Source organism: Sphingomonas sp. GW821-FHT12D09 (assembly GCF_058807215.1).
In genome coordinates this window covers 512,905-535,264 of record NZ_JBXAQL010000003.1, presented here as the reverse complement: position 1 = coordinate 535,264, position 22,360 = coordinate 512,905, and the positions used below count along the sequence as shown (strand labels likewise).

The 22,360-nt window shown below is 66.5% G+C and carries 25 protein-coding genes; 13 read left to right on the top strand and 12 right to left on the bottom strand.

All coding sequences use genetic code 11. The annotated features are described in order from the left end of the window. Positions 1-97 precede the first annotated feature (97 nt). From aroE to AC1RPL_RS16235, 3 genes are read right to left on the bottom strand one after another with little or no spacing between them, the layout of a single operon-like run. The gene (gene aroE, locus AC1RPL_RS16245) at positions 98-907 is read right to left on the bottom strand and encodes a shikimate dehydrogenase (RefSeq protein ID WP_493070629.1); all 810 of its coding nucleotides are present in this window, start codon (positions 905-907) and stop codon (positions 98-100) included. After that, positions 904-1,500 carry a Maf family protein gene (locus tag AC1RPL_RS16240; protein WP_493070628.1) on the bottom strand — a complete coding sequence of 199 codons (597 nt, stop codon included), beginning with the start codon at positions 1,498-1,500 and terminating at the stop codon, positions 904-906. Before AC1RPL_RS16240 ends, aroE begins: the two co-directional genes overlap by 4 nt. Continuing rightward, the gene (locus AC1RPL_RS16235; protein WP_493070626.1) at positions 1,497-2,318 is read right to left on the bottom strand and encodes a pyruvate, water dikinase regulatory protein; all 822 of its coding nucleotides are present in this window, start codon (positions 2,316-2,318) and stop codon (positions 1,497-1,499) included. Before AC1RPL_RS16235 ends, AC1RPL_RS16240 begins: the two co-directional genes overlap by 4 nt. A gap of 303 nt (positions 2,319-2,621) precedes the next feature. Between AC1RPL_RS16235 and hemE the strand changes: the two genes are divergently transcribed. From hemE to AC1RPL_RS16215, 4 genes are all read left to right on the top strand, one after another. Further along, positions 2,622-3,644, top strand: a complete 1,023-nt coding sequence (gene hemE, locus AC1RPL_RS16230; RefSeq protein WP_493070945.1) for a uroporphyrinogen decarboxylase — start codon at positions 2,622-2,624, stop codon at positions 3,642-3,644. A 3-nt stretch (positions 3,645-3,647) separates the two neighbouring features. Further along, positions 3,648-4,100, top strand: a complete 453-nt coding sequence (locus tag AC1RPL_RS16225; protein ID WP_493070624.1) for a CopD family protein — start codon at positions 3,648-3,650, stop codon at positions 4,098-4,100. A 222-nt stretch (positions 4,101-4,322) separates the two neighbouring features. After that, the gene (gene rho, locus AC1RPL_RS16220; protein WP_493070622.1) at positions 4,323-5,579 is read left to right on the top strand and encodes a transcription termination factor Rho; all 1,257 of its coding nucleotides are present in this window, start codon (positions 4,323-4,325) and stop codon (positions 5,577-5,579) included. 145 nt (positions 5,580-5,724) lie between these two features. After that, positions 5,725-6,426, top strand: a complete 702-nt coding sequence (locus AC1RPL_RS16215) for a TerC family protein (RefSeq protein WP_493070620.1) — start codon at positions 5,725-5,727, stop codon at positions 6,424-6,426. 2 nt (positions 6,427-6,428) lie between these two features. On the opposite strand, the gene AC1RPL_RS16210 is transcribed toward AC1RPL_RS16215, so the two are convergent. Genes AC1RPL_RS16210 through AC1RPL_RS16200 form a run of 3 tightly spaced genes read right to left on the bottom strand, consistent with a single transcriptional unit; the run spans position 6,429 to position 8,676 of the window. Beyond that, positions 6,429-7,478, bottom strand: coding sequence for a serine hydrolase domain-containing protein (locus AC1RPL_RS16210; protein ID WP_493070618.1), 1,050 nt, complete (start codon positions 7,476-7,478; stop codon positions 6,429-6,431). A gap of 31 nt (positions 7,479-7,509) precedes the next feature. Beyond that, the gene (locus tag AC1RPL_RS16205; protein WP_493070616.1) at positions 7,510-8,211 is read right to left on the bottom strand and encodes a dienelactone hydrolase family protein; all 702 of its coding nucleotides are present in this window, start codon (positions 8,209-8,211) and stop codon (positions 7,510-7,512) included. Positions 8,212-8,238: 27 nt separating this feature from the next. Beyond that, the gene (locus AC1RPL_RS16200) at positions 8,239-8,676 is read right to left on the bottom strand and encodes an MGMT family protein (protein WP_493070614.1); all 438 of its coding nucleotides are present in this window, start codon (positions 8,674-8,676) and stop codon (positions 8,239-8,241) included. Between the two features lie 47 nt (positions 8,677-8,723). Between AC1RPL_RS16200 and AC1RPL_RS16195 the strand changes: the two genes are divergently transcribed. From AC1RPL_RS16195 to AC1RPL_RS16170, 6 genes are read left to right on the top strand one after another with little or no spacing between them, the layout of a single operon-like run. Beyond that, positions 8,724-8,957: a DUF6489 family protein gene (locus AC1RPL_RS16195; protein ID WP_493070612.1), complete on the top strand. Its 234-nt coding sequence runs from the start codon at positions 8,724-8,726 to the stop codon at positions 8,955-8,957. Next, the gene (mnmE, locus tag AC1RPL_RS16190) at positions 8,957-10,240 is read left to right on the top strand and encodes a tRNA uridine-5-carboxymethylaminomethyl(34) synthesis GTPase MnmE (RefSeq protein WP_493070611.1); all 1,284 of its coding nucleotides are present in this window, start codon (positions 8,957-8,959) and stop codon (positions 10,238-10,240) included. Before AC1RPL_RS16195 ends, mnmE begins: the two co-directional genes overlap by 1 nt. Before the next feature lie 57 nt (positions 10,241-10,297). After that, positions 10,298-12,130 (top strand): tRNA uridine-5-carboxymethylaminomethyl(34) synthesis enzyme MnmG, encoded by a 1,833-nt coding sequence (gene mnmG / locus AC1RPL_RS16185; protein ID WP_493070609.1) that lies wholly within the window; start codon positions 10,298-10,300, stop codon positions 12,128-12,130. Beyond that, positions 12,127-12,750 (top strand): 16S rRNA (guanine(527)-N(7))-methyltransferase RsmG, encoded by a 624-nt coding sequence (gene rsmG, locus AC1RPL_RS16180; protein ID WP_493070607.1) that lies wholly within the window; start codon positions 12,127-12,129, stop codon positions 12,748-12,750. The genes mnmG and rsmG overlap by 4 nt, the downstream gene beginning before the upstream one ends. Further along, positions 12,747-13,529 carry a ParA family protein gene (locus tag AC1RPL_RS16175; RefSeq protein WP_493070605.1) on the top strand — a complete coding sequence of 261 codons (783 nt, stop codon included), beginning with the start codon at positions 12,747-12,749 and terminating at the stop codon, positions 13,527-13,529. Before rsmG ends, AC1RPL_RS16175 begins: the two co-directional genes overlap by 4 nt. Continuing rightward, positions 13,526-14,410 carry a ParB/RepB/Spo0J family partition protein gene (locus tag AC1RPL_RS16170; protein ID WP_493070603.1) on the top strand — a complete coding sequence of 295 codons (885 nt, stop codon included), beginning with the start codon at positions 13,526-13,528 and terminating at the stop codon, positions 14,408-14,410. Before AC1RPL_RS16175 ends, AC1RPL_RS16170 begins: the two co-directional genes overlap by 4 nt. A 97-nt stretch (positions 14,411-14,507) precedes the next feature. Here the strand turns inward: AC1RPL_RS16170 and holA are convergent, their stop codons facing one another. The 4 genes from holA to AC1RPL_RS16150 all read right to left on the bottom strand — a co-directional run bounded on the left by holA (position 14,508) and on the right by AC1RPL_RS16150 (position 19,069). Next, positions 14,508-15,524 (bottom strand): DNA polymerase III subunit delta, encoded by a 1,017-nt coding sequence (gene holA, locus AC1RPL_RS16165; RefSeq protein WP_493070602.1) that lies wholly within the window; start codon positions 15,522-15,524, stop codon positions 14,508-14,510. After that, positions 15,521-16,033, bottom strand: a complete 513-nt coding sequence (gene lptE / locus AC1RPL_RS16160) for an LPS assembly lipoprotein LptE (protein ID WP_493070601.1) — start codon at positions 16,031-16,033, stop codon at positions 15,521-15,523. The genes holA and lptE overlap by 4 nt, the downstream gene beginning before the upstream one ends. Next, on the bottom strand, positions 16,030-18,555 hold the full coding sequence (gene leuS, locus AC1RPL_RS16155; protein ID WP_493070599.1) for a leucine--tRNA ligase: 2,526 nt from the start codon (positions 18,553-18,555) through the stop codon (positions 16,030-16,032). Before leuS ends, lptE begins: the two co-directional genes overlap by 4 nt. A 76-nt stretch (positions 18,556-18,631) precedes the next feature. Continuing rightward, positions 18,632-19,069 carry a DUF3576 domain-containing protein gene (locus AC1RPL_RS16150; RefSeq protein ID WP_493070597.1) on the bottom strand — a complete coding sequence of 146 codons (438 nt, stop codon included), beginning with the start codon at positions 19,067-19,069 and terminating at the stop codon, positions 18,632-18,634. Positions 19,070-19,307: 238 nt separating this feature from the next. Here AC1RPL_RS16150 and AC1RPL_RS16145 point away from each other — a divergent pair, with 238 nt between their 5' ends. Continuing rightward, the gene (locus AC1RPL_RS16145; RefSeq protein ID WP_493070595.1) at positions 19,308-20,021 is read left to right on the top strand and encodes a hypothetical protein; all 714 of its coding nucleotides are present in this window, start codon (positions 19,308-19,310) and stop codon (positions 20,019-20,021) included. 48 nt (positions 20,022-20,069) lie between these two features. On the opposite strand, the gene AC1RPL_RS16140 is transcribed toward AC1RPL_RS16145, so the two are convergent. Further along, positions 20,070-20,555, bottom strand: a complete 486-nt coding sequence (locus AC1RPL_RS16140; RefSeq protein WP_493070593.1) for a thiamine phosphate synthase — start codon at positions 20,553-20,555, stop codon at positions 20,070-20,072. A gap of 58 nt (positions 20,556-20,613) precedes the next feature. On the opposite strand from AC1RPL_RS16140, the gene AC1RPL_RS16135 reads away from it, so the two are divergent. Beyond that, the gene (locus tag AC1RPL_RS16135; protein ID WP_493070591.1) at positions 20,614-21,282 is read left to right on the top strand and encodes a YggS family pyridoxal phosphate-dependent enzyme; all 669 of its coding nucleotides are present in this window, start codon (positions 20,614-20,616) and stop codon (positions 21,280-21,282) included. After that, positions 21,279-21,941 (top strand): HAD family hydrolase, encoded by a 663-nt coding sequence (locus AC1RPL_RS16130; RefSeq protein ID WP_493070589.1) that lies wholly within the window; start codon positions 21,279-21,281, stop codon positions 21,939-21,941. The genes AC1RPL_RS16135 and AC1RPL_RS16130 overlap by 4 nt, the downstream gene beginning before the upstream one ends. Here AC1RPL_RS16130 and AC1RPL_RS16125 read toward each other — a convergent pair. Then, positions 21,938-22,315, bottom strand: coding sequence for a hypothetical protein (locus AC1RPL_RS16125; RefSeq protein WP_493070944.1), 378 nt, complete (start codon positions 22,313-22,315; stop codon positions 21,938-21,940). The genes AC1RPL_RS16130 and AC1RPL_RS16125 overlap by 4 nt on opposite strands. Positions 22,316-22,360 lie beyond the last annotated feature (45 nt).

The window sequence follows — 22,360 nt, the reverse complement described above, 5'->3', positions numbered from 1 at the left end:
TCGTCATCCCCGCGAAGGCGGGGATCCAGGGTAACGGAGCGATGTCCCTTGCGACTCTGGATCCCCGCCTTCGCCGGGATGACGGAGAGAGGATCACTCACTGAAGCAGCAGCTCGCGCAGCTCCTCGTCGCGGTCCCGCGGGGGCTCGGCGCCGAAGAACAGCTCGAAGGCAAGCGCGGCCTGGCCGACCAGCATCTCGAGCCCGTCCACCGTATCGAGCGCGCGATCGCGCGCCTGGGCGAGCAGTTCGGTCTCTAGCGGCGCATAGACTGCGTCATAGACCACCGCATCCTCAGGTAGCGGCGACAAGTCGATCGTGAGCGGCGGCTGACCGACCATGCCAAGTGCGCTGGCATTCACCAGCAGGGCCGCCGGGGGCAGTTTGGTGCCGAGCGGCAGCGCATCGCCCTTGATCCCGAAGCTGGAGAGCAGCGCGGCACCCTTCAACACATTGCGGTTGAGCAGGGTCACCCGGCCGATGCCGATCTTCGAGAGCGCGAACAATATCGCCCGCGCCGCGCCGCCCGCGCCGATCACCACGGCGTGCTTGCCGTCGAGATCGAGCCCGGCGATCGGGGCATAGAAGCCGCCGGCATCGGTGTTGGTGCCGATCAGCGCGCCATCCTCGGCCCGGAGCACCGTGTTGATCGCCCCGATCGACCGGCGGATGCCGCCGCGATCCTCGACGAATTCCAGCGCGGCTTCCTTGTGCGGAAGCGTGATGTTGCAGCCGCGCCAATCGGGATCGTCGCGGCGCGATTCGAAATAGCCGGCGAGCTGCTCGGGCGTGACATGGGCGCGGCGGTACTCCGCCTCGATGCCGAGTTGCTTCAGCCAGAAGCCGTGGATCAGCGGCGACTTGGACTGGGCGATGGGATCGCCGATCACTTCGGCATAGGCAGTCATGACGTCAAAATCCCCCGGGTACGCAGATAGTCGAGGATCGGCAGCAGCGGCATGCCGAGGATGGTGAACTGGCTGCCCTCGGTGCGGCTGAACAGCTGGACGCCCGGCCCCTCGATCCGGAAGCAGCCGACACAGCCGGCGATCGCGGGCCATTCCACATCGAGATATTGCCCGATGAATTTCTCGGAGAGCGGGCGGACATGGAGCTTGGCGCGATCGACATGGCGCCACACCGCGCGGCCGCCCTCGGCGATCACTGCCGCGCTGTAGATATCGTGCGTCCTGCCCGACATGCGGCGAAGATGGTCGGCAGCCTGTTCGCGGCTCTCGGGCTTGTCGAGCAACGAGCCGTCGTCGAGCGCGACCAGTGAGTCGCCGCCCAGCACCAGGGCGCTTGGCACCAGGCCCGACACCTTGAGCGCCTTCAGCTCGGCCAGCGCATCGGCCAGGTCGCGCGGGGAGATGCCATCGGCGAGCAGCGATTCCTTGGCCGATGCTTCGTCGACCTGTGCCGTCACGGCCTCATGCGGCACGCCGGCGTCGTTGAGCATCGCGCGGCGCGAGGCGCTTTGCGACGCGAGAACTAGTTTCACTGTCTGCCCTTTTCCAATGTGCGCTCGTTGCAGAGCTGGATGATCGCCGCGGCGGTCTCCTCGATCGAGCGGCGCGTCACGTCGATCACCGGCCAGCCATTGTCGGCAAACATCCGCCGGGCAAAGGCGACTTCGCGCGTCACTGCGTCCTGCTCGACATAGCTGGTCTCGGTCGCCTGGTTCAGGGAGAGCAGCCGGTTGCGGCGGATCTGGATCAACCTGTCGGCGCTGGTGGTGAGGCCGACGATCAGCGGATGCTTGAGCCCGAACAGCTCGGGCGGCGGCGGTGATTCGACCACGATCGGGATGTTGGCGGTCTTGTAGCCGCGGTTCGCCAGGTAGATGGACGTCGGCGTCTTGGACGAGCGCGATACGCCGGCCAGCAGGATGTCGGCTTCTTCCCAATCCTCGGCGAGCAGGCCATCGTCATGCGCTATGGTGAACTGGATCGCATCGACGCGCGCGAAATAGGCGGCATCCAATGTGTGCTGCCGCCCGGGGCGCGCCTTGGCTTCCTGGCCCAGCAGGTTGGAGAGTGCGTGGTTGACCGGATCGAGCGGCGCGATCGCCGGCAGGCCCATGGCGCGGCAGCGGCTCTCGAGGGTGCGGCGGGTCTCGGGATTGACCAGGGTGAACAGCACCAGCCCGGGGTTCTGCGCGATCTCCTGGAGGATCCGCTCGAGATGCGCTTCACTGCGCACCATCGGCCAGAAATGGCGCAGCGTCTCGACATCGTCATACTGGGCGAGCGCCGCCTTGGCGATGTTCTCCAGCGTTTCGCCGGTGGAGTCGGAGAGGAGGTGAAGGTGTAGGCGCATCACACCGTTGGTGAATCTGTGGAGAACATGCCCCACAGTCACTAGCGCAACCGGCCGCACGAACCAATCGAGTCAAATCCGGGACTCTCGCTCGTGATTCGTCCACAACCGCGTCCCCAGATTGTCGTTCCGATGCACAGTCTGTGGAAAACGGGGATGGAGCCGGCGAATCCGCGGACTCCCGTGGGGCGGTTGGAGTCAATCTGTTGGCAAGTCGCGGACGAGCGCATAAGCCCCGGCTTTCACGCCCCTACTAACTCCAACAATCTCTAGATTCATTCTTACTAGTATTAGGATGAGGCCCTGACCGTCCCTGCCCCCAAGCCGCTGCTCGAGACGCTGAAGGGCGTTCGACAGGAGACCCCACCGATCTGGCTTATGCGCCAGGCCGGACGCTATCTGCCCGAATATCGCGCGCTGAGGGTCGAGAAAGGCGGGTTCCTCGCCCTCGCGCTGGACCCGGACGCCGCGGCCGAGATCACCCTCCAGCCGATCCTCCGCTTCGGCATGGACGGGGCGATCCTGTTCTCCGACATCCTGATGGTACCGATGGCGCTCGGCCAGAAGCTCTGGTTCGAAACCGGCGAAGGCCCGCGCTTGGCCCCGACGGTGACCGCCCGCGGCATCCTGGATGGCCTTGAATCGCGTCCAGAGGCCCTGCAGCCGGTCTATGCCACCGTCCGGCAGGTACGCGCCGCCCTCGACTCCAAGACGACCTTCCTGGGCTTTGCAGGTAGCCCCTGGACCGTCGCTACCTACATGATCGCCGGCCAAGGGAGCCGCGAGCAGGCCGAGGCACGCCGCCTTGCCTACAACGATCCCGGACTCATGCAGGCCCTGATCGATCGCATCGCCGATTGCACGATCGACTATCTCACCGCGCAGATCGACGCGGGTGTCGAGGCGGTGCAGCTGTTCGACAGCTGGGCCGGCAGCCTTTCGCCCGAGCAGTTCGAGCGCTGGGTGATCGCGCCGACCGCGCGCATCGCCGCTGCGGTGAAGGGCAAGGCGCCCGTGATCGGATTCCCCAAGGGTGCTGGCGGCAAGCTCCCGGCCTATGCCCGCGAGACCGGTGTCGATGCGCTCGGGCTCGACGAGACCGTCGATCCCGACTGGGCCGATGAAGTGCTTCCCGAAGGCATGCCCGTGCAGGGCAATCTCGATCCGCTGGCACTGATCGCCGGCGGCGAGACGCTCGAACGCGCAGTCGACCGCATCCTTTCGGCCTTCCCAACCCGCCCGCATGTCTTCAATCTCGGCCACGGCATCCAGCAGGACACGCCGATCGAACATGTCGAGCAACTGCTGAAGCGGATCAGGGGATAAGTGATGGCGGGCTGGCTCGGTAATGCCTATCTTTGGGTCAAGGCGTTCCACATCATCTTCGTGATCTTCTGGATGGCCGGCCTCTTCCTGCTGCCGCGCTATCTCGTCCATCACCAGGAAGCGCTGGGCACGCCCGAGGCGGCCGCCTGGGAGAAGCGCGAGGCGCTGCTCCGCAAGATGATCCTCAGCCCTTCGATCGTCATGGTCTGGCTGCTCGGCCTGGCGCTCGCTGCCAATATCGGCCTGTTCGAAGGCGGGGCCGGGCTCGGCTGGCTCCATGCCAAGCTGCTGATCGTATTGCTGCTTTCGGGCTATCAGGGCTGGGCGGTCGGCTATTCGAAGAAGCTCGCCGCGGGTCAGGGCAAACTCGCGCCGCGGCGCCTGCGCATGATCGGCGAGCTCCCTGCGCTCGCCGTGATCCTCATCGTCATCCTGGCGGTGGTGAAGCCCTTCTGAGCGCTGGCGTAACAAAATTGCGCCAGATTCTCGTCGCCCGCAACTTGAAGCCCGTCGCAAAAGCGTATCCCAGACCGCCGATCCCGGTTGACTTGGGGGTGGGCCACTCCTAATTCGACGCTGTGGACCGGGTCACCGGGCCATCCCTCCTCCAAGCATCGTACTTCGCGCGCGACCTTACCGCCGACCGACGCTCCCCCCAGATCAACATCCGGACTCCAAATGCACCTCAAGGAACTCAAGAAGACCCCGCCCGCCGAGTTGGTCTCGATGGCCGAGGAACTGGGCGTCGAGAGCGCGTCGACGCTGCGCAAGCAGGACCTGCTCTTCGCGATCCTCAAGGCGCAGGCCGAGAATGGCGACCAGATCATGGGCGAGGGCACGATCGAAGTGCTGCCCGACGGCTTCGGCTTCCTGCGTAGCCCCGAGGCGAATTATCTCGCCGGCCCCGACGACATCTATGTATCGCCCAACCAGGTCCGCAAGTTCGGCCTGCGCACCGGCGATACGGTGGAAGGCGAGATCCGCGGCCCCAAGGACGGCGAGCGCTATTTCGCGCTGGTCCGCCTGGTCTCGGTGAATTTCGACGATCCCGACGCGGTCCGTCACCGGGTCAATTTCGACAATCTCACGCCGCTCTATCCTGAGAGCAAGCTGACGCTCGACCAGCTCGACCCGACCCAGAAGGACAAGTCGGCGCGCGTCATCGACATCGTCAGCCCGCAGGGCAAGGGCCAGCGCACGCTGATCGTCGCCCCGCCGCGCGTCGGCAAGACGGTGATGCTGCAGAACATCGCCAAGGCGATCACCGACAATCATCCCGAAGTCTTCCTGATCGTGTTGCTCATCGACGAGCGTCCCGAGGAAGTCACCGACATGCAGCGCTCGGTGAAGGGCGAGGTGATCTCCTCGACCTTCGACGAGCCGGCCCAGCGCCACGTGCAAGTCTCTGAAATGGTGATCGAAAAGGCCAAGCGCCTGGTCGAGCACAAGAAGGACGTGGTAATCCTGCTCGACTCGATCACTCGCCTCGGCCGCGCCTACAACACCGTGGTTCCAAGCTCGGGCAAGGTGCTGACCGGCGGTGTCGACGCCAACGCCCTGCAGCGCCCGAAGCGCTTCTTCGGCGCCGCGCGCAACATCGAGGAGGGCGGCTCGCTCTCGATCATCGCGACCGCGCTGATCGACACCGGCAGCCGCATGGATGAAGTCATCTTCGAAGAGTTCAAGGGCACCGGTAACTCGGAAATCGTCCTCGACCGCAAGGTGGCGGACAAGCGCATCTTCCCGGCGCTCGACGTCGGCAAGTCGGGCACCCGCAAGGAAGAGCTGCTGGTCGACAAGGCCAAGCTAACCAAGATGTGGGTCCTGCGCCGCATCCTCATGCAGATGGGCACCATCGACGCGATGGAGTTCCTGCTCGACAAGATGAAGGACTCGAAGACCAACGAGGACTTCTTCGACAGCATGAATCAGTGACCTTCCAAACCCCTCCCTTCCAAGGGAGGGGCAAGGGGTGGGTTAGGAAAGGCCGGGCTCGATGCCCGGCCTTTTCTTTTTTCCGCCATGTGCTTGCGTTCCTGCCAAAGCTTGCATGCCGCCCGCGTCGCGCTAGGGCTTGGCAATGCTCGACATGCTCCTCAGCGCCGCCGCCTCGGGAATCGGTTCCCCGCTCGACATCTGGCACCACATCGTCGCGGATTTCTCGAATATCACCGAGCCGGCTGCGCTGGCCGCGTTCGGCTCGGTGCTGATGATCGACCTGGTGCTGGCCGGCGACAATGCGATCGTCGTCGGCGCGCTGGCGGCGGGCTTGCCGGCGGACGAGCGCAAGAAGGTCATCCTGATCGGCATCGGTGCCGCATTGGTCCTGCGCATCATCTTCGCGCTGGTCGTCAGCTGGCTGATGGGCATTGTCGGCCTGATCTTCGCCGGCGGATTGCTGCTCCTCTGGGTGAGCTGGAAGTTCTGGCGAGAGATTCGAGAGGGCGGGGCGAATGCGCACGAAGTCGAATCAGGCCTGAAGCCCGCCAGGAGCTTCGCCGCGGCCGCCTGGGCCGTCGCCGTGGCGGATGTGTCGATGAGCCTCGACAACGTCCTGGGCGTTGCGGGTGCGGCGCGCGAGCATCCCGGCATCCTGGTCGTCGGCCTGCTGCTCTCGGTCGCGCTGATGGGCCTCGCCGCCAACTTCATCGCGCGCCTGATAAACCGCTATCCGTGGATCGCCTATTTCGGCCTGGCGGTGATCGTCTTCGTCGCAGTCCGCATGATCCATGAAGGCTGGGTCGGCACCCCCGAGACGCCGGGTATCACCAGCTTCTTCTGAGGCTATCCGGACCGGCAATTGCCCGCAGAGACCTCTGCCGCGAGAATGGCCTTCAGGATCGCTTCCGAGCGGCGCTGGCCATAGCCGCGCCCATAGGCGGACGAAGTGATCGCCACCACCAGGTCGCATGCCGGCGCGATATAGATCTTGTTGCCGCCATTGCCCGAGGCGAAGGACACGGTGATCGCGGTGCCGTCGATCCGGTGCGCCTTGCGGTACCAGAAATAGCCATAGTGGTCGGCATAGGGATCTTCGGCGGCGATTTTCACGCGCGGCGCGAGCATTGCCGATACCCAGCCCGCGCTGACGATCCGGCGGCCTTGGTACCGACCCTGGTTGCGGACCATCTCGCCGATGCGCGCCAGATCGCGGGTGGCGAGACGGAGATTGCCCTGGCCCTTGGTCATGCCGGAGGCGTCGGCGTCCCAGCGCGATTGTGTGATGCCGAGCGGCGCGAACAGCCGCTGTCCGGCGAAGCTCGCCATGGTCTGGCCGGCCGCCTTCGCCACTACGATCCCAGCGACATAGGCCGTGACGGAATTGTAGCGATAGCGCGTGCCCGGCGCGGTCTCGCCGGGGACGGCGCGAACGAAGGCGAGCGGGTCGGGCGACGCGTCCATCAGGTCTTCGTTGCCGGGTGAGGCCGGGTCCTCATCGAATGCGGCAAGGCCCGAGCGCATGGTCAGCACATCGCGCAGCGGCACGGGGCCGATCGCGCTGCCGGCCGCATCCGTCCAGTAGCGCGCGACGGGATCGTCCACCGATCGAACCGCGCCGCGATCGATCGCGATGCCGACAAGCAGGGCAGTGATGCTCTTGCCGGCCGAACGGATGTCGTGAAGTTCGGCCGCGGTCGCGCCGTTATAATATCGTTCGGCGACGGGCTTTCCGTGATGCAGCACCACGACGCCGCGCAGGTCGGGATGTTCATCCTGGTCCCAGCGCGCCAGCACGGCGTCGAGGGTCGGGGGCGGGGACGGAGGCGCAGCGCCGAGCGCAGGCCAGATGGCGAGCGCGCAGGCTGTGCGACTCAGGGCGACGAATCCCCGCATATCTTCCCCTTTCAGATTATATTATCGATGCTTAGCCCAGGTTCTTCGCAAAGAACTCCGCCGTCCGCGCATCGGCGAGCTTGGCTGCTTCGTCCGAACGCCGTTTGCCGAAGGTATCGGCAAAGCCATGGTCTTCGCCGGCATAATCGAACAGCGTGACCTTGGGATGATCGTCCAGCCCCGCATGCATCGCCTCTTGCGCCTGGGGGCTGACGAAGTGATCGGCCTGCGGGATGTGCATGAGTACCGGGCGCGAGATGCCGTGCTTCTCACCCAGCAGATTGTCGATGCCGACGCCATAATAGCCGACGCTGGCATCGCTGTCGGTCCGCGTCGCGGTCATGAACGCCAGGCGCCCGCCCAGGCAGAAGCCGACCACGCCGACCTTGCCGTCCTCGCCGAGCATGGCGCGCGCCGCCCGGATCGTCGCCTCGATGTCGCGAATGCCGGCGTCCTGGTTGAACTTGCCCATCAGTCCCAGCGCGTGCTGGAATTGTTCGGGCACATCGGCGTCGAGCTGGATGCCGGGCTCAAGGCGCCAGAACAGGTCTGGGGCTAGGCTCAGATAGCCCTTCGCGGCCCAATCGTCGCACTTCTGGCGGATGCCAGGGTTCACGCCGAATATCTCCTGGATCACGATGATCGCGGCCTTGGGCGTACCTTCGGGCTTGGCGACATAGGCCTGGAAGTTGCCGCTGCCGTCAATCGTGCCGATGCTGATCATCTCGCTCATACTAGGGTCCTTTTGGAGAGGCGGCGCTCATGCTCGAGCAGCCAGGATTTGATCTTGGGCCCGTAGCCACCCGAATGATTGCCGGAGCTTGCCGCCATCGGCGAGCACATGGTGGCAGGGCGAGGATAGGAAAGGTCCGCGCAGATCTGCCCGAGCGCGCGTGCCGGAGCCGGTCCGCCAGGCGAACGCGCCATAGCTCAGCGTCTCGCCATAGGGGATCGCCATCATCGCGTGGCGCAGCGCTGTTCCACGTGGAGTGGGCAAAGGTGTGCGTGTCAGGCCGAAATCCTGACGCTCCCCGGCGAGCCAGGCTTCGAGCTGCGCGAGCGTTAGGCGGACGGGCGGGTCACTGCCCGGACAGGGTGAACCTTCGCCGATCTGAACCGAGACGCGCGCAGTTTCGCCGCCCACGACCCGGACCGGCCCGATGGGCGTTGCGATCACACCATGGTCGCGCGCATACATGGCTTTGGATTAGCAGCCGCGATGCGGCGCGCGCAACGGAGACGGCCATGAAGATCAATGTCGAGGTGGAGTGCACGCCCGAGGAAGCTCGCCGCGCCATGGGGCTGCCCGATCTCGCGCCGGTGCATGAGCGCTATGTCTCGATGATGGTCGATGCCATCGACAAGCAGGCCAGCCCCGAAGCGTTCCAGCAGATGCTGCAAAGCTGGTCGCCGATGGGTGAGGCAGGCATGGGCATGTGGCGCGCGATGTTCGACGCCGGGAGCAAGACCGCGAAGTAATGGACACGATCTACGCGGTTTCCAGCGGCGCACCGCCCGCCGCGATCGCGGTGCTGCGCGTCAGCGGCCCGCAGGCGTTCGCAGTGGTGCGCGATTTCTCGGGCGATCTGCCGGCGCCGCGCCGTGCCGCGGTGCGGGCGCTGCATGATCCGGCGGACGGCACGCTGCTCGATCGCGCGCTCGTCCTATGCTTTCCCGGACCGCGCAGTGCGACAGGCGAGGATCTAGCCGAATTCCACCTTCACGGCGGGCGCGCCGTGGTCCGTGCGGTCGAGGCGGCGCTCGCTGCCCGACCGGGGTTCCGGTCGGCCGAGCCAGGCGAGTTCACTCGGCGGGCGCTATTCCATGGCCGGATCGACATGAGCGAAGCCGAGGGCCTCGGCGATTTGCTGATGGCCGAGACTGAGGCGCAGCGCCGGTCCGCGATCCGGTCGGCGGAGGGCGCGGTGCGGCGTGCAGTGGAAGGCTGGACCGACCGGTTGCTCGCGCTCGCCGCACGGGTTGAGGCCGAGCTCGATCATAGCGATGAGGATGACGTCGCGGATGCGGCGCTGCTCCCGGCGATCCGCTCCGGAGCCGCGGCGCTGGCAGCGGATATCGAAGCGGTGGCGGATCGCCCGCCGGTCGAGCGGCTGCGCGATGGCATCCGCGTCGTGCTCGCGGGCCCGCCCAATGCCGGCAAGTCGTCGCTACTCAATGCCCTGGCCGGGCGCGATGCCGCCATCGTCTCGCCGATCTCGGGCACCACGCGCGACCGGATCGAGGCGCCCGTAGTGCGCGGCGGAATCGCCTGGCTGCTGATCGACACCGCGGGCCTGGCCGAGACGCCGGGCGATGCGATCGAAGCGATCGGCATCGCCCGCGCCCAAGCTGCCCAGGCGGAAGCGGATATCCTGCTCTGGCTCGGGGACGAGGCGCCGCCTGCGCATGACCATCTTCTCTGGCTCAATCCCCGTGCCGACCTGCCGGGGAGAGTGGGGGAGGCGGGCCGAACATCGCTATCAGCGTGCACGGGCGAGGGCATGGAGGGGCTATGGGAAGCGATGGCAGGCCTCGCCGCTGGCTTGCTACCGCCGCCCGATCAGATGGCGCTAAACGCACGCCAGCGGGAACTTTGCCAGGCTGCTGCGGCTTCCCTGCGCACGGTCGGGCAGGAGAGCGACTTGCTCCTGATCGCCGAGCATCTCCGTTCCGCCATGCGTGCATTCGACGCGATCACCGGCCGGGCAGGGGTCGAAGCGATGCTCGACGCGCTATTCGCGCGCTTTTGCATCGGCAAATAGGCTGTTCCACGTGGAACGGTTTTGACGCGCGGCGCGCGATTCTGTAGCGCGCGGACAATGGATTTCGACGTCATCGTCATCGGCGGCGGCCACGCCGGCACCGAAGCGGCCGCCGCTTCGGCCCGCCGCGGCGCGCGCACGGCGCTGCTCAGCTTCGATTTGACGAAGCTGGGGGCGATGTCGTGCAACCCGGCGATCGGCGGTCTTGGCAAGGGCCATCTCGTCCGCGAAGTCGATGCGTTCGACGGCCTGATGGGCCGCGCCACCGATGCCGCGGGCATCCATTACCGTATGCTCAACCGCTCCAAGGGCACCGCCGTCCAGGGCCCGCGCGTCCAGGCCGACCGGGTTCGCTATGCCGCGGCGATCCAGAAGATGCTGGCCGAGCAGCCCGATCTCTACCTTGTAGCGGGTGAGGCAGAAGCGCTGGAGTTGGAGGGCGGCAAGGTCGCCGGCGTCCGTCTGGCCGATGGCACGTCGCTGAATTGCCGCGCAGTGGTCCTCGCCACCGGCACCTTCCTCGGCGGCCGCATCTTCCGCGGCGAGGAGCGCGAGACCGGCGGGCGGGTAGGCGAGGGCTCCGCGATCCGCTTGGCCGAACAGCTACGCGCGCTCGACCTTCCCATGGCCCGGTTGAAGACCGGCACCCCGCCGCGCCTCGATGGCCGCACGGTCGACTGGGCACGGATCGAGGAGCAACCCTCGGACCGCGACCCCTGGACGATGTCGCCCCTCACTGCTGCCCGCGTCCTCCCCCAGCTCCATTGCGGTGTCACCCGGACCACCCACGCCACGCACGACGCGATCCGCTCGGGCCTAGACCGCTCGCCTTTGTTCACCGGCGCGATCGACGCGCAGGGTCCACGCTATTGCCCGTCGATCGAGGACAAGATCCACCGCTTCGGCGACCGCGACGGCCACCAGATCTTCCTCGAGCCCGAGGGCCTCGACACGCATCTGATCTATCCGAACGGCATGTCGACCTCGCTGCCGGTCGATGTACAGGTGTCGATGGTGACCTCGATCCCGGGCCTGGAGCAGGCGGTGATCGTCACGCCTGGCTATGCCGTCGAGTATGACCATATCGACCCGCGGGCACTCGACGCCACGCTGGGCCTGCCCGCTATCCCGGGCCTGTGGTGCGCTGGGCAGATCAACGGCACTACCGGCTATGAGGAAGCGGCGGGGCAGGGGCTCGTCGCCGGCCTCAGCGCCGCTGCCCATGCTTGTGACCTTGTCCCCCTGACTCTCGACCGAGCGACTTCCTATCTTGGCGTCATGGTGGACGATCTCGTCCTGCAGGGCGTTACCGAGCCGTACCGGATGCTCACCGCCCGCGCCGAGTTCCGCCTGCGCCTGCGTGCGGACAATGCCGGCACCCGCCTTGGCCCGATCGCTGCGGCCCTGGGCTGCCTCGGCCCGGAACGCTTGGCCTGGCTTCGCGCCCGGGAGGAAGGAAGGGCGGAGCTCGACCGGATCTTCGCCACCGAGCGCACTGCCAGTGCGCTTGGCAGCCGTGGTGCCCCGGTCGCCCGGGACGGCGCCCGCCGGCCGGCGCGCGACTGGCTGCGTTTCCCTGGTATCGAGCTGGAGCATCTCGACGTCCATCCGGACGCCGATCCTGCCCTGCTCGCCGAGTATATCGAGGATGCCCGTTACGCCCCCTATCTGGAGCGCCAGGAAGCCGAAGTCGCCCAGCTGCGCAGCAATGACGCCGTGAAGCTGCCCGCGGGCATGGATTTCGCCGCGATCGCCGGCCTCTCCAACGAGATGGTCGAGAAGCTCACTGCCTCGCGCCCTGAGACAATCGGTGCAGCCGCGCGCATTCGTGGTATCACTCCGGCGGCGCTGTCCGCCATCCTCCTTCACGCGAGACGACGCGCGGCATGACCGAAGACGAAGCACGCGATTGGATCCGTGCACATTTCAATGTTTCACGTGAAACGCAGCTACAGCGGTTCGAGGCGATCCTGCGCGAAGAATCGGTGCGGCAGAACCTGATCTCCGCGGCATCGTTTGATGAACTGTGGACCCGCCATTTCGTCGATTCCGCACAGCTGATCCCGCTTGCAGCCGACTCGGGAGAAGGTGCGTGGGTCGATGTCGGCACCGGCGCTGGAATGCCCGGGCTTGTCGTTGCGCTGCTGATCGATCGCCCGGTGGTGATGGTCGAGCCGCGAATCCGCCGGGTTGAATTCCTTCGAACCGCCGTCGAGAAGCTCGGCATCGGCGATCGCGCCACCGTCGAGCATGGCAAGATCGAGGGCTACAAGCCGAGGCATAAAGCCTCGATCGTCTCTGCCCGCGCCGTCGCCTCGCTGCCCGATTTGTTCAAATCCACAACCCATTGCACAGAATCGTCCACAATCTGGTTGCTTCCCAAGGGCCGCAGCGCGCATTCGGAGGTAGAAGCCGCGCGTACGAAATGGCAGGGTGTGTTTCACGTGGAACCAAGCATCACCTCGCCTGAATCAGGTATCGTGGTCGCGCGAAAGGTACGCCCGAGATGATCGTCATCGCTATCGCCAATCAGAAGGGTGGGGTGGGCAAGACCACCACGGCGATCAATGTCGGCACCGCGCTCGCCGCGACCGGCCAGCGTGTGCTGCTGATCGACCTTGATCCCCAGGGCAATGCCTCGACCGGCCTCGGCATCAGCCGCGCCGAGCGCGAGCATTCGAGCTACGATCTGCTCGTCACCGATGTCGACCTGGTCGATGTCGCCTCGCCCACCAAGGTGCCGGGCCTGGATATCGTCCCCGCGACGCAGGATCTGTCGGGCGCCGAAATCGAGCTGATCGAGTTTGAGGCGCGCACCCACCGGCTCGACGCGGCGATCGCGCGCCATCATGCGCAGCGCTGGGACGTGATCCTGATCGATTGCCCGCCCTCGCTCGGCCTGCTGACGGTCAACGCGATGGTCGCCGCGCATGCGCTGCTCGTGCCGCTCCAGTGCGAGTTCTTCGCGCTCGAAGGCCTGGGCCAACTGCTCAATACGGTCGAGCGTATCCGCAGCCGCTTCAACCCCGGCCTGTCGATCCTCGGCGTGGTGCTCACCATGTACGATCGCCGCAACCGGCTTACCGACCAGGTTTCGGACGATGTCCGCGCCGTGCTCGGCCGCGTCGTGTTCGACACGGTGATCCCGCGCAACGTCCGCCTTTCCGAAGCGCCAAGCCACGGCCTGCCGGCCCTGATCTACGATCATCGCTGCCCCGGCTCCGAGGCCTATATCGCCCTTGCCCGCGAAGTGATCGATCGCCTGCCCAAGCTCAAGAAAGCCGCATGACCGAAGCATCCCGCAAGCCACGCCCCGGCCTTGGCCGCGGGCTCTCCTCGCTGCTTGGCGACAATGTCCCCGAAGCGCCGGTCTCGGGCACGCCCGAGGCGAATTCGGGCCTGCGCATGCTGCCGGTCAGTTCGCTGGTACCGCATCCGGACCAGCCGCGCCGCCATTTCGACGAGGAGGCGCTCGAAGAGCTGGCCCAGTCGCTCAAGCAGCGCGGGCTGATCCAGCCGATCGTCGTTCGCCCCTTCGGCCATAATTACCAGATCGTCGCCGGCGAGCGCCGCTGGCGCGCGGCGCAACGCGCCCGATTGCACGAAGTCCCGGTAATCGTTCGCGACTTCGACGATACCGAGACGATGGAAATCGCGCTGGTGGAGAATATCCAGCGCCAGGACCTCAATGCGATCGAAGAGGCCGAGGCCTATGCCCGGCTGATCCGCGAGTTCGGCCACAGCCAGGAAGCGCTGGGCAAACTCGTCCACAAGTCGCGCAGCCATATCGCCAATCTGCTCCGCCTGCTCGATCTGCCCGAGGGCGTGCGTACGATGGTCGTGCTCGGCGATATCGACATGGGCCATGCCCGCGCGCTGATCGGTGCGCCCGAGGCGGAGAAGCTCGCGCGCGAGGTCGCGAGCAAGGGGCTGTCGGTGCGCGAGACGGAGAAGCTGGCGCGCCACGCCAAGCCGAATGCCAAGCGCAAGGGCAGCGATCCCAAGATCCGCGATGCGGATATCATGGCGCTCGAATCGCAGCTCGGCGACGTCCTTGGCCTCAACATCAAGATCGCGCACAGCGCCAAGGGGGGCACGTTGACGCTCACCTATTCGACCCTCGACCAGCTCGACATGGTCTGCCAGCGGCTCACCGGCGAGCGAATCTGACGGTAATGCCGCGATCCCGGTGAAAGCCGGGATCTCGTACCACGCGCATGCACCTTAATCCGTCTTCCCCCGCCTTCGCGGGGATGACGGGAAATGGCTAACCCTTCGCCCGCGCCGCCTGGCGGGCGATCGTCACCGCCTCGGCATCGGCCAGCACTTCGCCGGCGCTGCCCGAATGCATCAGCGCCCGCTCGGCCTCGCGTACCCGGTCGATCGCGCGGGCCAGCTGCACGCCGTTCCAGCGGCGCAGCGCGCGGCCGGTCGCGGCCTTTTCCCGGAAGAAAACGCGATGTTTTTCAAGCACTTCTTCGAGATCGCCGCCGCGGTCGAGATCGATCCGCATGTCCGCCATGCCCTGCAGCCGGCGGGCGAGCTGGCGCATTAGCGGCACACCGATGCCTTCGCCCAGCCGGGCAAGCTCGGTGCCGATATCGCGCACCCGCCCATCGACCACCGCGCCGATCGCGTCGCTCAGGTCCGAATCGCCCAGGTCGGCACCGATCGCATCGAGTGCCGCGCCATCGGCGTCCTTGGGCCGCTCCGGGGCGGCATCGAGGTACAAAGCCAGCTTCTCGATCTCTCGGGCCAGGATCGCGCGGTCGCCGGCGCAGGCCGATGCCAGCCGCTGGGGCAGGTCGCCCATCAGGCGCAGGCCGTGCTCACGCGCGACATTCGCCGCCAAGCGCGTCGCGTCCATGCCTTCGGGCACGTAGCAGGCATGGGCATAGGCGTTCTGCGCGGCGATCACCGACTTGACCAGCTTGCCGCTCGCCTTGAGGCCGGGGCCGATCGCCACCACCGGATTGCCGGCCCGCTCGGCGGTGAGCAGCAGCCCGATCGCCTCGGCCGCGCCTTCCTCGGCCCCGAGCAGCCGGATAAAGCGAGTGCCGCCGAACAGCGACATCGATGCGGCTTCGTCGGCCAACCGTCCAGGCTGTTCGCGCAGGGCCTTCATGTCGAGATCGACGCGCTCGGCATCGGGACCCAACGCCTGGCCGAGCTTCGTGGCCAGATCGGCGGCGCCGGCTTCGTCGGGGCCGTGGAACAGATAGAGCCGCGTCTCGGGCTTGGGCTTCTCGATCGCGGCGCGGATCTGCGTCGCGTTGGCCTTCACTGGCCGCCCGCCGCGGGCGCGGTCTGCGCATAGCGGGCGACGCGCGCGACGATCTGGTCGGCGACGATGCCGGAAAGCCGCTCGAGCGCCGTCTTCTCGGCTGCGATCGTGGCGTATTCGCTGCCGACCACGTCGATACCGGCATCGGAGCCGGCGGTGGCGTCGAGCACGACATTGCCGTTGCTGAGATCGACCAGCTGATAGCGTGCGCGCAGGATGCGCCGCTCACGTGTCACCGAGTCGTCGCGCCGCACGCCCAGGCCCGAAATCTGGTCATCGAGTTGCACGTCGAGCCGGAAGCGCGCCGTGCCGCCATGATCGAGGCGGTCCTTGAGCGCATTGGAGACCAGCCAGCCCGACTGGCCCTGGATCGGGGCGACTTCGATCGCGGCGAGGGTGGAGCGCACCGCGCCGTCCGGCCCGCCGCCATAGAGCGGGCGCAGGCCGCAGCCCGACAGGGTCCCGGAAACTGCCAGGGCAGCGGCGGCGAGGAGCGCTACACGCTTCATGCGACGATATTCACCAGACGATCGGGCACGACGATCACCTTCTTTGGTTGGTTGCCTTCGAGCGCTCGAACGATCTTCTCGCTGGCAAGTGCCGCGGCCTCGACCAAATCCTTGGCCGCGCCCTTCGGCATTAACAGCGTATCGCGCAGCTTGCCATTCACCTGCACGGCGATCGTCACTTCATCGTCGACGAGCAGGGCAGGGTCCACCTCGGGCCATTCGGCGTCGGCGATCAGGCCGGTATTGCCCATCCCGGCCCAGGCTTCCTCGGCGATATGCGGCACCATCGGCGCGACGATGCGGGCGAGGGTGCGGATTGCAGACGTCCTGGACGCCGAAGGTTGCGCCTTCTCGATGGCCCCCACGAGTTCGTAGAGCTTTGCCACGGACTTGTTGAAGGTCAGCGCCTCGACATCCTCGGCCACACCGGCGATCGTACGGTGCAGGCGCTTGTCGAGGTCCCGATCTTCCTTGGCGTCCTCTCCGGTGCCAACTTCCGCGTCCGAAAGGCTGTCGAACAGCCTCCAGAGCCGATTCACGAAGCGCCAGGCGCCTTCGATGCCGTTCTCGCTCCACTCCAGGTCGCGCTCGGGCGGGCTGTCGGAGAGCATGAACCAACGCACCGCATCGGCGCCATACTGGTCGACGATCGGCTCGGGGTCGACGGTGTTCTTCTTCGACTTGGACATCTTCTCGATGCGGCCGATCTCGATCACGTCTCCCGAGGAGAGCTCCACTGCGCCGGCGCTGTCCTTGCGGATCTCCTGCGGGGAGAGCCAGCGGCCGTCGAGCGACTTGTAGGTCTCGTGCGTCACCATGCCCTGGGTGAACAGGCCCTGGAACGGCTCGGCCACGTCGAGCTTGCCGATATGGCGCAGCGCGCGGGTGAAGAAGCGCGCATAGAGCAGATGCAGGATCGCATGCTCGACGCCGCCGATATACTGGCCGACCGGCAGCCATTGCTCGGCCACCGACTTGTCGAACGGCTTGTCCATGGGCTGGCTGGCGAAGCGGATGAAATACCAGGAGGAATCGACAAAGGTGTCGAGCGTGTCGGTCTCGCGCCGTGCGGGTGCGCCGCATTTGGGGCAGTCGACATGCTTCCAGGTCGGGTGCCGGTCGAGCGGATTGCCGGGAATGTCGAACGACACGTCCTCGGGCAGCACGATCGGCAGCGACTCGCGGGGAGCGCCCACGACGCCGCAGCTCTCGCAATGGATGATCGGGATCGGCGTGCCCCAATAGCGCTGGCGGCTGACGCCCCAGTCGCGCAGGCGCCACACCGTCTGGCCCTTGCCCCAGCCGCCTTCCCCGGCGCGGGCGATCACCGCGCGCTTGGCATCGGCGACATCCATCCCGTCGAGGAAGTGCGAGTTCACCAGCGTGCCCGGGCCGGTATAGGCCTCCGCATCGTGGAATGCGGACTCGGTCTTGTCGCCTTCGGAGACGACGCGACGGATCGGAAGCCGATATTTGCTCGCGAACTCGAAGTCGCGCTGGTCGTGTGCCGGCACGCCGAACACCGCGCCGGTGCCATAGTCCATCAGCACGAAATTGGCGATGTAGACCGGTACTTGCCAAGCGTTATCAAAGGGATGCGTCGCGGTGAGGCCGGTGTCGAAGCCCAGCTTCTCCTGCGTCTCCAGCTCGGCCGCGGTGGTGCCGCCCTGCTTGCACCGCTCGATGAACGCGCCAACTTCCGGGTTCGAAGCGGCCAGTTTCTGCGCGATCGGATGGTCCGCCGCCACCGCGATGAAGCTCGCGCCGAAGATCGTGTCCGGCCGAGTCGTGTAAACTTCGAGCGATTCGCCGTCCGAAAGCGTCCAGTGGAACTGCAGGCCTTCCGACTTGCCGATCCAGTTCTCCTGCATCAGCTTGACCTTGTCCGGCCAATGCTCGAGCCCACGCACGCCCTCCAGCAGGTCGTCGGCGAACGCGGTGATCTTGAGAAACCACTGGCTCAGCTTGCGCCGCTCGACCAGGGCGCCGGAGCGCCAGCCGCGGCCGTCTATCACCTGCTCATTGGCGAGCACGGTCATGTCGACCGGATCCCAGTTGACTGCCGATTCCTTGCGGTAAACCAGCCCGCTCTCGAAGAAATCGAGGAAGATCGCCTGTTCGTGGCCGTAATAATCGGGCTCGCAGGTGGCGAGCTCGCGGGTCCAGTCGAGCGCGAAGCCCAGCCGCTTCAGCTGCGCCTTCATCGTCGCGATATTGGCGCGGGTCCAGCTGCCCGGATGGACCTTCTTCTCCATCGCGGCATTCTCGGCCGGCATGCCGAACGCATCCCAGCCCATCGGGTGGAGCACTTCCATGCCCTTCATCCGCCGAAAGCGCGCAAGCACGTCGCCCATCGTGTAGTTGCGGACATGGCCCATATGGATGCGCCCCGACGGATACGGGAACATCTCCAGGACGAAGCTCTTGGGCCTGGGCGAATCGTCACGCGCGGCGAAAGTGCGGTTCTCTTCCCACACCTTCTGCCACGTCGCATCCGCCTTCAACGGGTTGAAGCGAGACAAATCATTTCCTGCTATTCTCTCGCGATGCCGGCCTGCTTCGCCGGGCGGGAGAGCAGGCAGGAACCGCCATTATGAATTACTTGGTGGCAACCGCGGCGCGGCGGAGGTCACGGGCGCGGGTGAGGATGATGTCCTCGAGCTTCTGCACCGTCGCGGCCTGGACCGGTGCTGCAACCCAGGCGCCGCTGCGGTTGACTTCGCGAAGCGCGGCCACGCGCAGCGCATCGGCGCGCAGATCCTGGTCGAGGATCGTCACGGTCACCTTCATCCGCTCGGTCTGGACATTCGGATTCACATACCAGTCGGTAACGATCACGCCGCCGTTCGAATCGGTCTGGAGCAGGGGCATGAAGCTCAGCGTATCGAGGCTGGCGCGCCACAGATAGGAATTCACGCCGATCGTGGTCACCTTGGACGCGGCGAGATCGGCCTCGGGCCGCTTGTTGTGGCCGCCGCACGCGGCCATCGAAAGAGCGAGCGACCCCAGGATCGCGGTGCGCAACAGGCGGTTCATCGTCACATTCCTACCAGGAAAAAAAGTCCGGAGCATCTATAGGGGCTCATGTGGCGGGAGCAAGGCGGGAAGCCGCGACGCGTTTCGCGCGTTGAGACAGTCTGGTTAAGCCGGCAAAAACCGGATTCTGTGGGTCTTGGGCAACACCGTGACGAAATTTGTACCACCGGTGGAACCTCGGTTCTGAATCATGGTAGGGCAAATTATCTAGGGGAACATGCTGATGCGAGTCGGGCACGTGAGGACAGGAATTGCACTGGGGGCGCTCTGCGCTGCCGGTCTCCTGCTCGCGCCTTCGATTCAGGCCCAGACCAGCAAGAACGAGCGTGCGGCCGTTGCCAAGCGCGCGGCGCTGCCGGCCCGCGGTGACATCGGTACCTTCACCCCTGCCGCAGCGGATCCCAAGCTCGCCGCCGTGCTCGCCCGTTCGGGCCTGCCCGAAGGGGCCTTCCGTTTCACCCCGTCCGAATCGCGCGGCAATGCCCGCGGCGTCACGGTAGCGGTCCGCGCCAGCTCGAGCCGTGCCACGCGCAGCCGCGACGTGGCGCGCGAAGTCGCTTCGGCGGCACCGGTCAATCTCGCGCCGATCTCCTATAATCTCGGTCTCTCGGTCGGCTGGAAGCGTCTCGCCGTTTCGGGCGACGTGACCCGCGTCGAGCTGGTCGATCAGCCGGGCAGCCGTGAGCGCGCCGATATCGGCGTGAGCTACACGGGCAAGCGCGTGAGCGGCCGGGTCAGCGCCACTGCCGATCGTCCGCTGGCCAACACCCCGGTGCTGATCGGCGACAAGCCGAGCTACTCGATCGATGTCGGCGGCAGCTATTCGCTGACCCGCAACCTCGATGTGACTGCCGGCGTGCGCTATCGCAGCGAGGATGATCGCCTGCCCAAGCTCAACGAGAGCCGTCGCGAGAGCCAGGCAGTCTATGTGGGCACTGCCTTCCGCTTCTGACGGCGGAGCCGCCACGTCGGCGGAGGCCGGGATCTAAGGCCTAAATCCCTAAGCTCTGGCCCAGGCATCTATCGCCGCCCAGCCGTGAATCCCGAACTGCCTGAGGCTTCTGGCCTTGGCTGCATCCATTGCGCCCAGCGCGATCACCGGCACCTCGAGTCCGCGCACCAATAACCCGAATCTTGCGCGGCCCAGCGCCCGTGCACCGGGATGCGAGCGGGTAGGGAAGGCGGGCGAGACGAACAGCGCATCGGCACCTGCGCGCAACGCCGCGACGGCTTCGCGGCGATTGTGCGCCGGCGCGGTATGCAGGCCCCGCGATCGGCGGCCATGCGCTCCCGCTTCGCCGCGCATCCGCTCCGCACCCGCCCGGACCAGCACCAGCCGTCGCCGCTTGGCAATCCGCAGCACCCTGGCGAACAGCGCCCGCCGTTCCACAGCTGGCAGACCATAATGCCGGAACACCACGCCGCTGCCACGCGGCAGCCGCGCCAGAGCGTCCCACAGGGCCTCCCCCATGCGTTCGTCGGTCATCAGCCAAAGGCGCGGGAGGGGGTGGCGGCGGCACATCGCCCTGCCTATAGCGCGGGTCATGCCGATAGACGAAGCCAGCCAGCGCCTTGCCGATGTGCGCGCCCGAATCGTGCGTGCCGCGAAGATCGCCGACCGCGAACCCGACAGCATCACGCTTATCGCCATCTCCAAGACGCAGGATGCCGAGACGATCCAGCCGCTGATCGATGCCGGGCAGCGCGTGTTCGGCGAGAACCGCGTGCAGGAGGCCGAGGCGAAGTGGCCGAAGTTGCGCGAGACGACTCCCGGCATCGCGCTCCACCTGGTCGGCCAGCTCCAGTCGAACAAGGCGGACGAGGCCGTAGCGCTGTTCGACGCGATCCATTCGGTCGATCGCCCCGCGCTGGTGGGCGCACTCGCCAAGGCGATGGACAAGGCCGGCAAGCGCCCCGCCTGCTTCCTCCAGGTCAATATCGGCGACGAGGACCAGAAAGGCGGCTGCTCCGTCGCCGATCTGCCCGCCTTGCTTGCCGAGGCGCGCGCCGCCGATTTGCCCGTGCAGGGCCTGATGTGCGTCCCGCCCTTCGAACTTGAGCCGGCGCCTTATTTCGCGCTGCTCTCCAAGATCGCCCGCGATCACGGACTGACCGGCCTCTCGATGGGCATGTCGGGCGATTTCGAGACCGCCGTCACGATCGGCGCGACGCATGTCCGCGTCGGCACTGCACTTTTTGGAACCCGCGCATGAAGTACGATGCGATCCTGTTCGATTTCGATGGCGTCCTGCTGGAGAGCGAAGCGGCCGGCAACCGGCAGATCGCCGCGTACCTGACGAGCATCGGCCACCCGACAAGTCCCGAAGATTCGATGGCGAACTTCATGGGCCTGGCCGGCGCCGACTTTCTCGGTGCCGTCGAGAAATGGATCGGCCGCGCGATCCCCGACGACTTCCATGCGATTCGCGCCGAAGAGGACGCGCGCGTGCTGGCCGAGGGCCTGCCGGCGGTGGCCGGCGCGATCCGCTTCGTCGAGGAACTGCCGGCATCTCTGCCCCGGGCGATCACCTCGTCGAGCTCGACCCAATGGATCAGCCGCCATCTCGAGCATCTCGGCATCCGGGCGGCGTTCGGCGACCATATCTATAGCGGCCGCGAGCATGTGACGCGCGGCAAGCCGGCACCGGACCTGTATCTCCACGCCGCGGCGGCCCTGGGCGTGCCGATCGAGCGCTGCGTGATCCTTGAGGATTCGCCGGTGGGCGTCACCGGCGCGGTGGCATCCGGCGCCGATGTGATCGGCCTGTGCGCTGGATCGCATTGCGCGCCCGATCATGCCGAGCGACTGCGTGCGCTGGGCGTCAGGCTGATCGCGCATGACTTCGACGAGGTTCAGCGGCTGGTCGCCTAAAACCCCTTCGCCTCCCGGGCGAGCAGATAATCCCGTAACGCCATGGCGTCGCTCAGCGCATTGTGCGGCCGCTTGCTCAGCGCCGCGCTGTCGAAGCCAAAGGCGTCGCATAGCTCGAAGCGGATCCGGTCGATCGGATGGCGCCGTCCCGGTGCCGCGATCAGCAGCGTTGCGGCATGCGCGATGTCCTCCGGCCAGTCGGCGACTAGCAGCGGATCGGGATCGTCGCCGAGATAGTCCGCAAAGGCGCGCCCCATCGCCTCGCGGCTGATCGGCGACGCGCCCAGCGCCGGCAGGATATGCTCCGCCACCCAGTCCGTGGGATCGGCGCAGCGCAGCGCTGCATAGAAGGGCAGCCCGCCATCCTCCGGCACCAAAGCCAGCGAGATCAGCGCCCCGCCGAAACCGTTGAACTCGGT

Excerpts from the sequence above, each read along its gene's own strand:
- aroE (WP_493070629.1), bottom strand. The coding sequence starts at position 907 with ATGACTGCCTATGCCGAAGTGATCGGCGATCCCATCGCCCAGTCCAAG.
- AC1RPL_RS16235 (WP_493070626.1), bottom strand. The coding sequence starts at position 2,318 with ATGCGCCTACACCTTCACCTCCTCTCCGACTCCACCGGCGAAACGCTG.
- AC1RPL_RS16225 (WP_493070624.1), top strand. The coding sequence starts at position 3,648 with ATGGCGGGCTGGCTCGGTAATGCCTATCTTTGGGTCAAGGCGTTCCAC.
- rho (WP_493070622.1), top strand. The coding sequence starts at position 4,323 with ATGCACCTCAAGGAACTCAAGAAGACCCCGCCCGCCGAGTTGGTCTCG.
- AC1RPL_RS16215 (WP_493070620.1), top strand. The coding sequence starts at position 5,725 with ATGCTCGACATGCTCCTCAGCGCCGCCGCCTCGGGAATCGGTTCCCCG.
- AC1RPL_RS16210 (WP_493070618.1), bottom strand. The coding sequence starts at position 7,478 with ATGCGGGGATTCGTCGCCCTGAGTCGCACAGCCTGCGCGCTCGCCATC.
- AC1RPL_RS16205 (WP_493070616.1), bottom strand. The coding sequence starts at position 8,211 with ATGAGCGAGATGATCAGCATCGGCACGATTGACGGCAGCGGCAACTTC.
- AC1RPL_RS16200 (WP_493070614.1), bottom strand. The coding sequence starts at position 8,676 with ATGTATGCGCGCGACCATGGTGTGATCGCAACGCCCATCGGGCCGGTC.
- AC1RPL_RS16195 (WP_493070612.1), top strand. The coding sequence starts at position 8,724 with ATGAAGATCAATGTCGAGGTGGAGTGCACGCCCGAGGAAGCTCGCCGC.
- mnmE (WP_493070611.1), top strand. The coding sequence starts at position 8,957 with ATGGACACGATCTACGCGGTTTCCAGCGGCGCACCGCCCGCCGCGATC.
- mnmG (WP_493070609.1), top strand. The coding sequence starts at position 10,298 with ATGGATTTCGACGTCATCGTCATCGGCGGCGGCCACGCCGGCACCGAA.
- rsmG (WP_493070607.1), top strand. The coding sequence starts at position 12,127 with ATGACCGAAGACGAAGCACGCGATTGGATCCGTGCACATTTCAATGTT.
- AC1RPL_RS16175 (WP_493070605.1), top strand. The coding sequence starts at position 12,747 with ATGATCGTCATCGCTATCGCCAATCAGAAGGGTGGGGTGGGCAAGACC.
- AC1RPL_RS16170 (WP_493070603.1), top strand. The coding sequence starts at position 13,526 with ATGACCGAAGCATCCCGCAAGCCACGCCCCGGCCTTGGCCGCGGGCTC.
- lptE (WP_493070601.1), bottom strand. The coding sequence starts at position 16,033 with ATGAAGCGTGTAGCGCTCCTCGCCGCCGCTGCCCTGGCAGTTTCCGGG.
- AC1RPL_RS16150 (WP_493070597.1), bottom strand. The coding sequence starts at position 19,069 with ATGAACCGCCTGTTGCGCACCGCGATCCTGGGGTCGCTCGCTCTTTCG.
- AC1RPL_RS16140 (WP_493070593.1), bottom strand. The coding sequence starts at position 20,555 with ATGACCGACGAACGCATGGGGGAGGCCCTGTGGGACGCTCTGGCGCGG.
- AC1RPL_RS16135 (WP_493070591.1), top strand. The coding sequence starts at position 20,614 with ATGCCGATAGACGAAGCCAGCCAGCGCCTTGCCGATGTGCGCGCCCGA.
- AC1RPL_RS16130 (WP_493070589.1), top strand. The coding sequence starts at position 21,279 with ATGAAGTACGATGCGATCCTGTTCGATTTCGATGGCGTCCTGCTGGAG.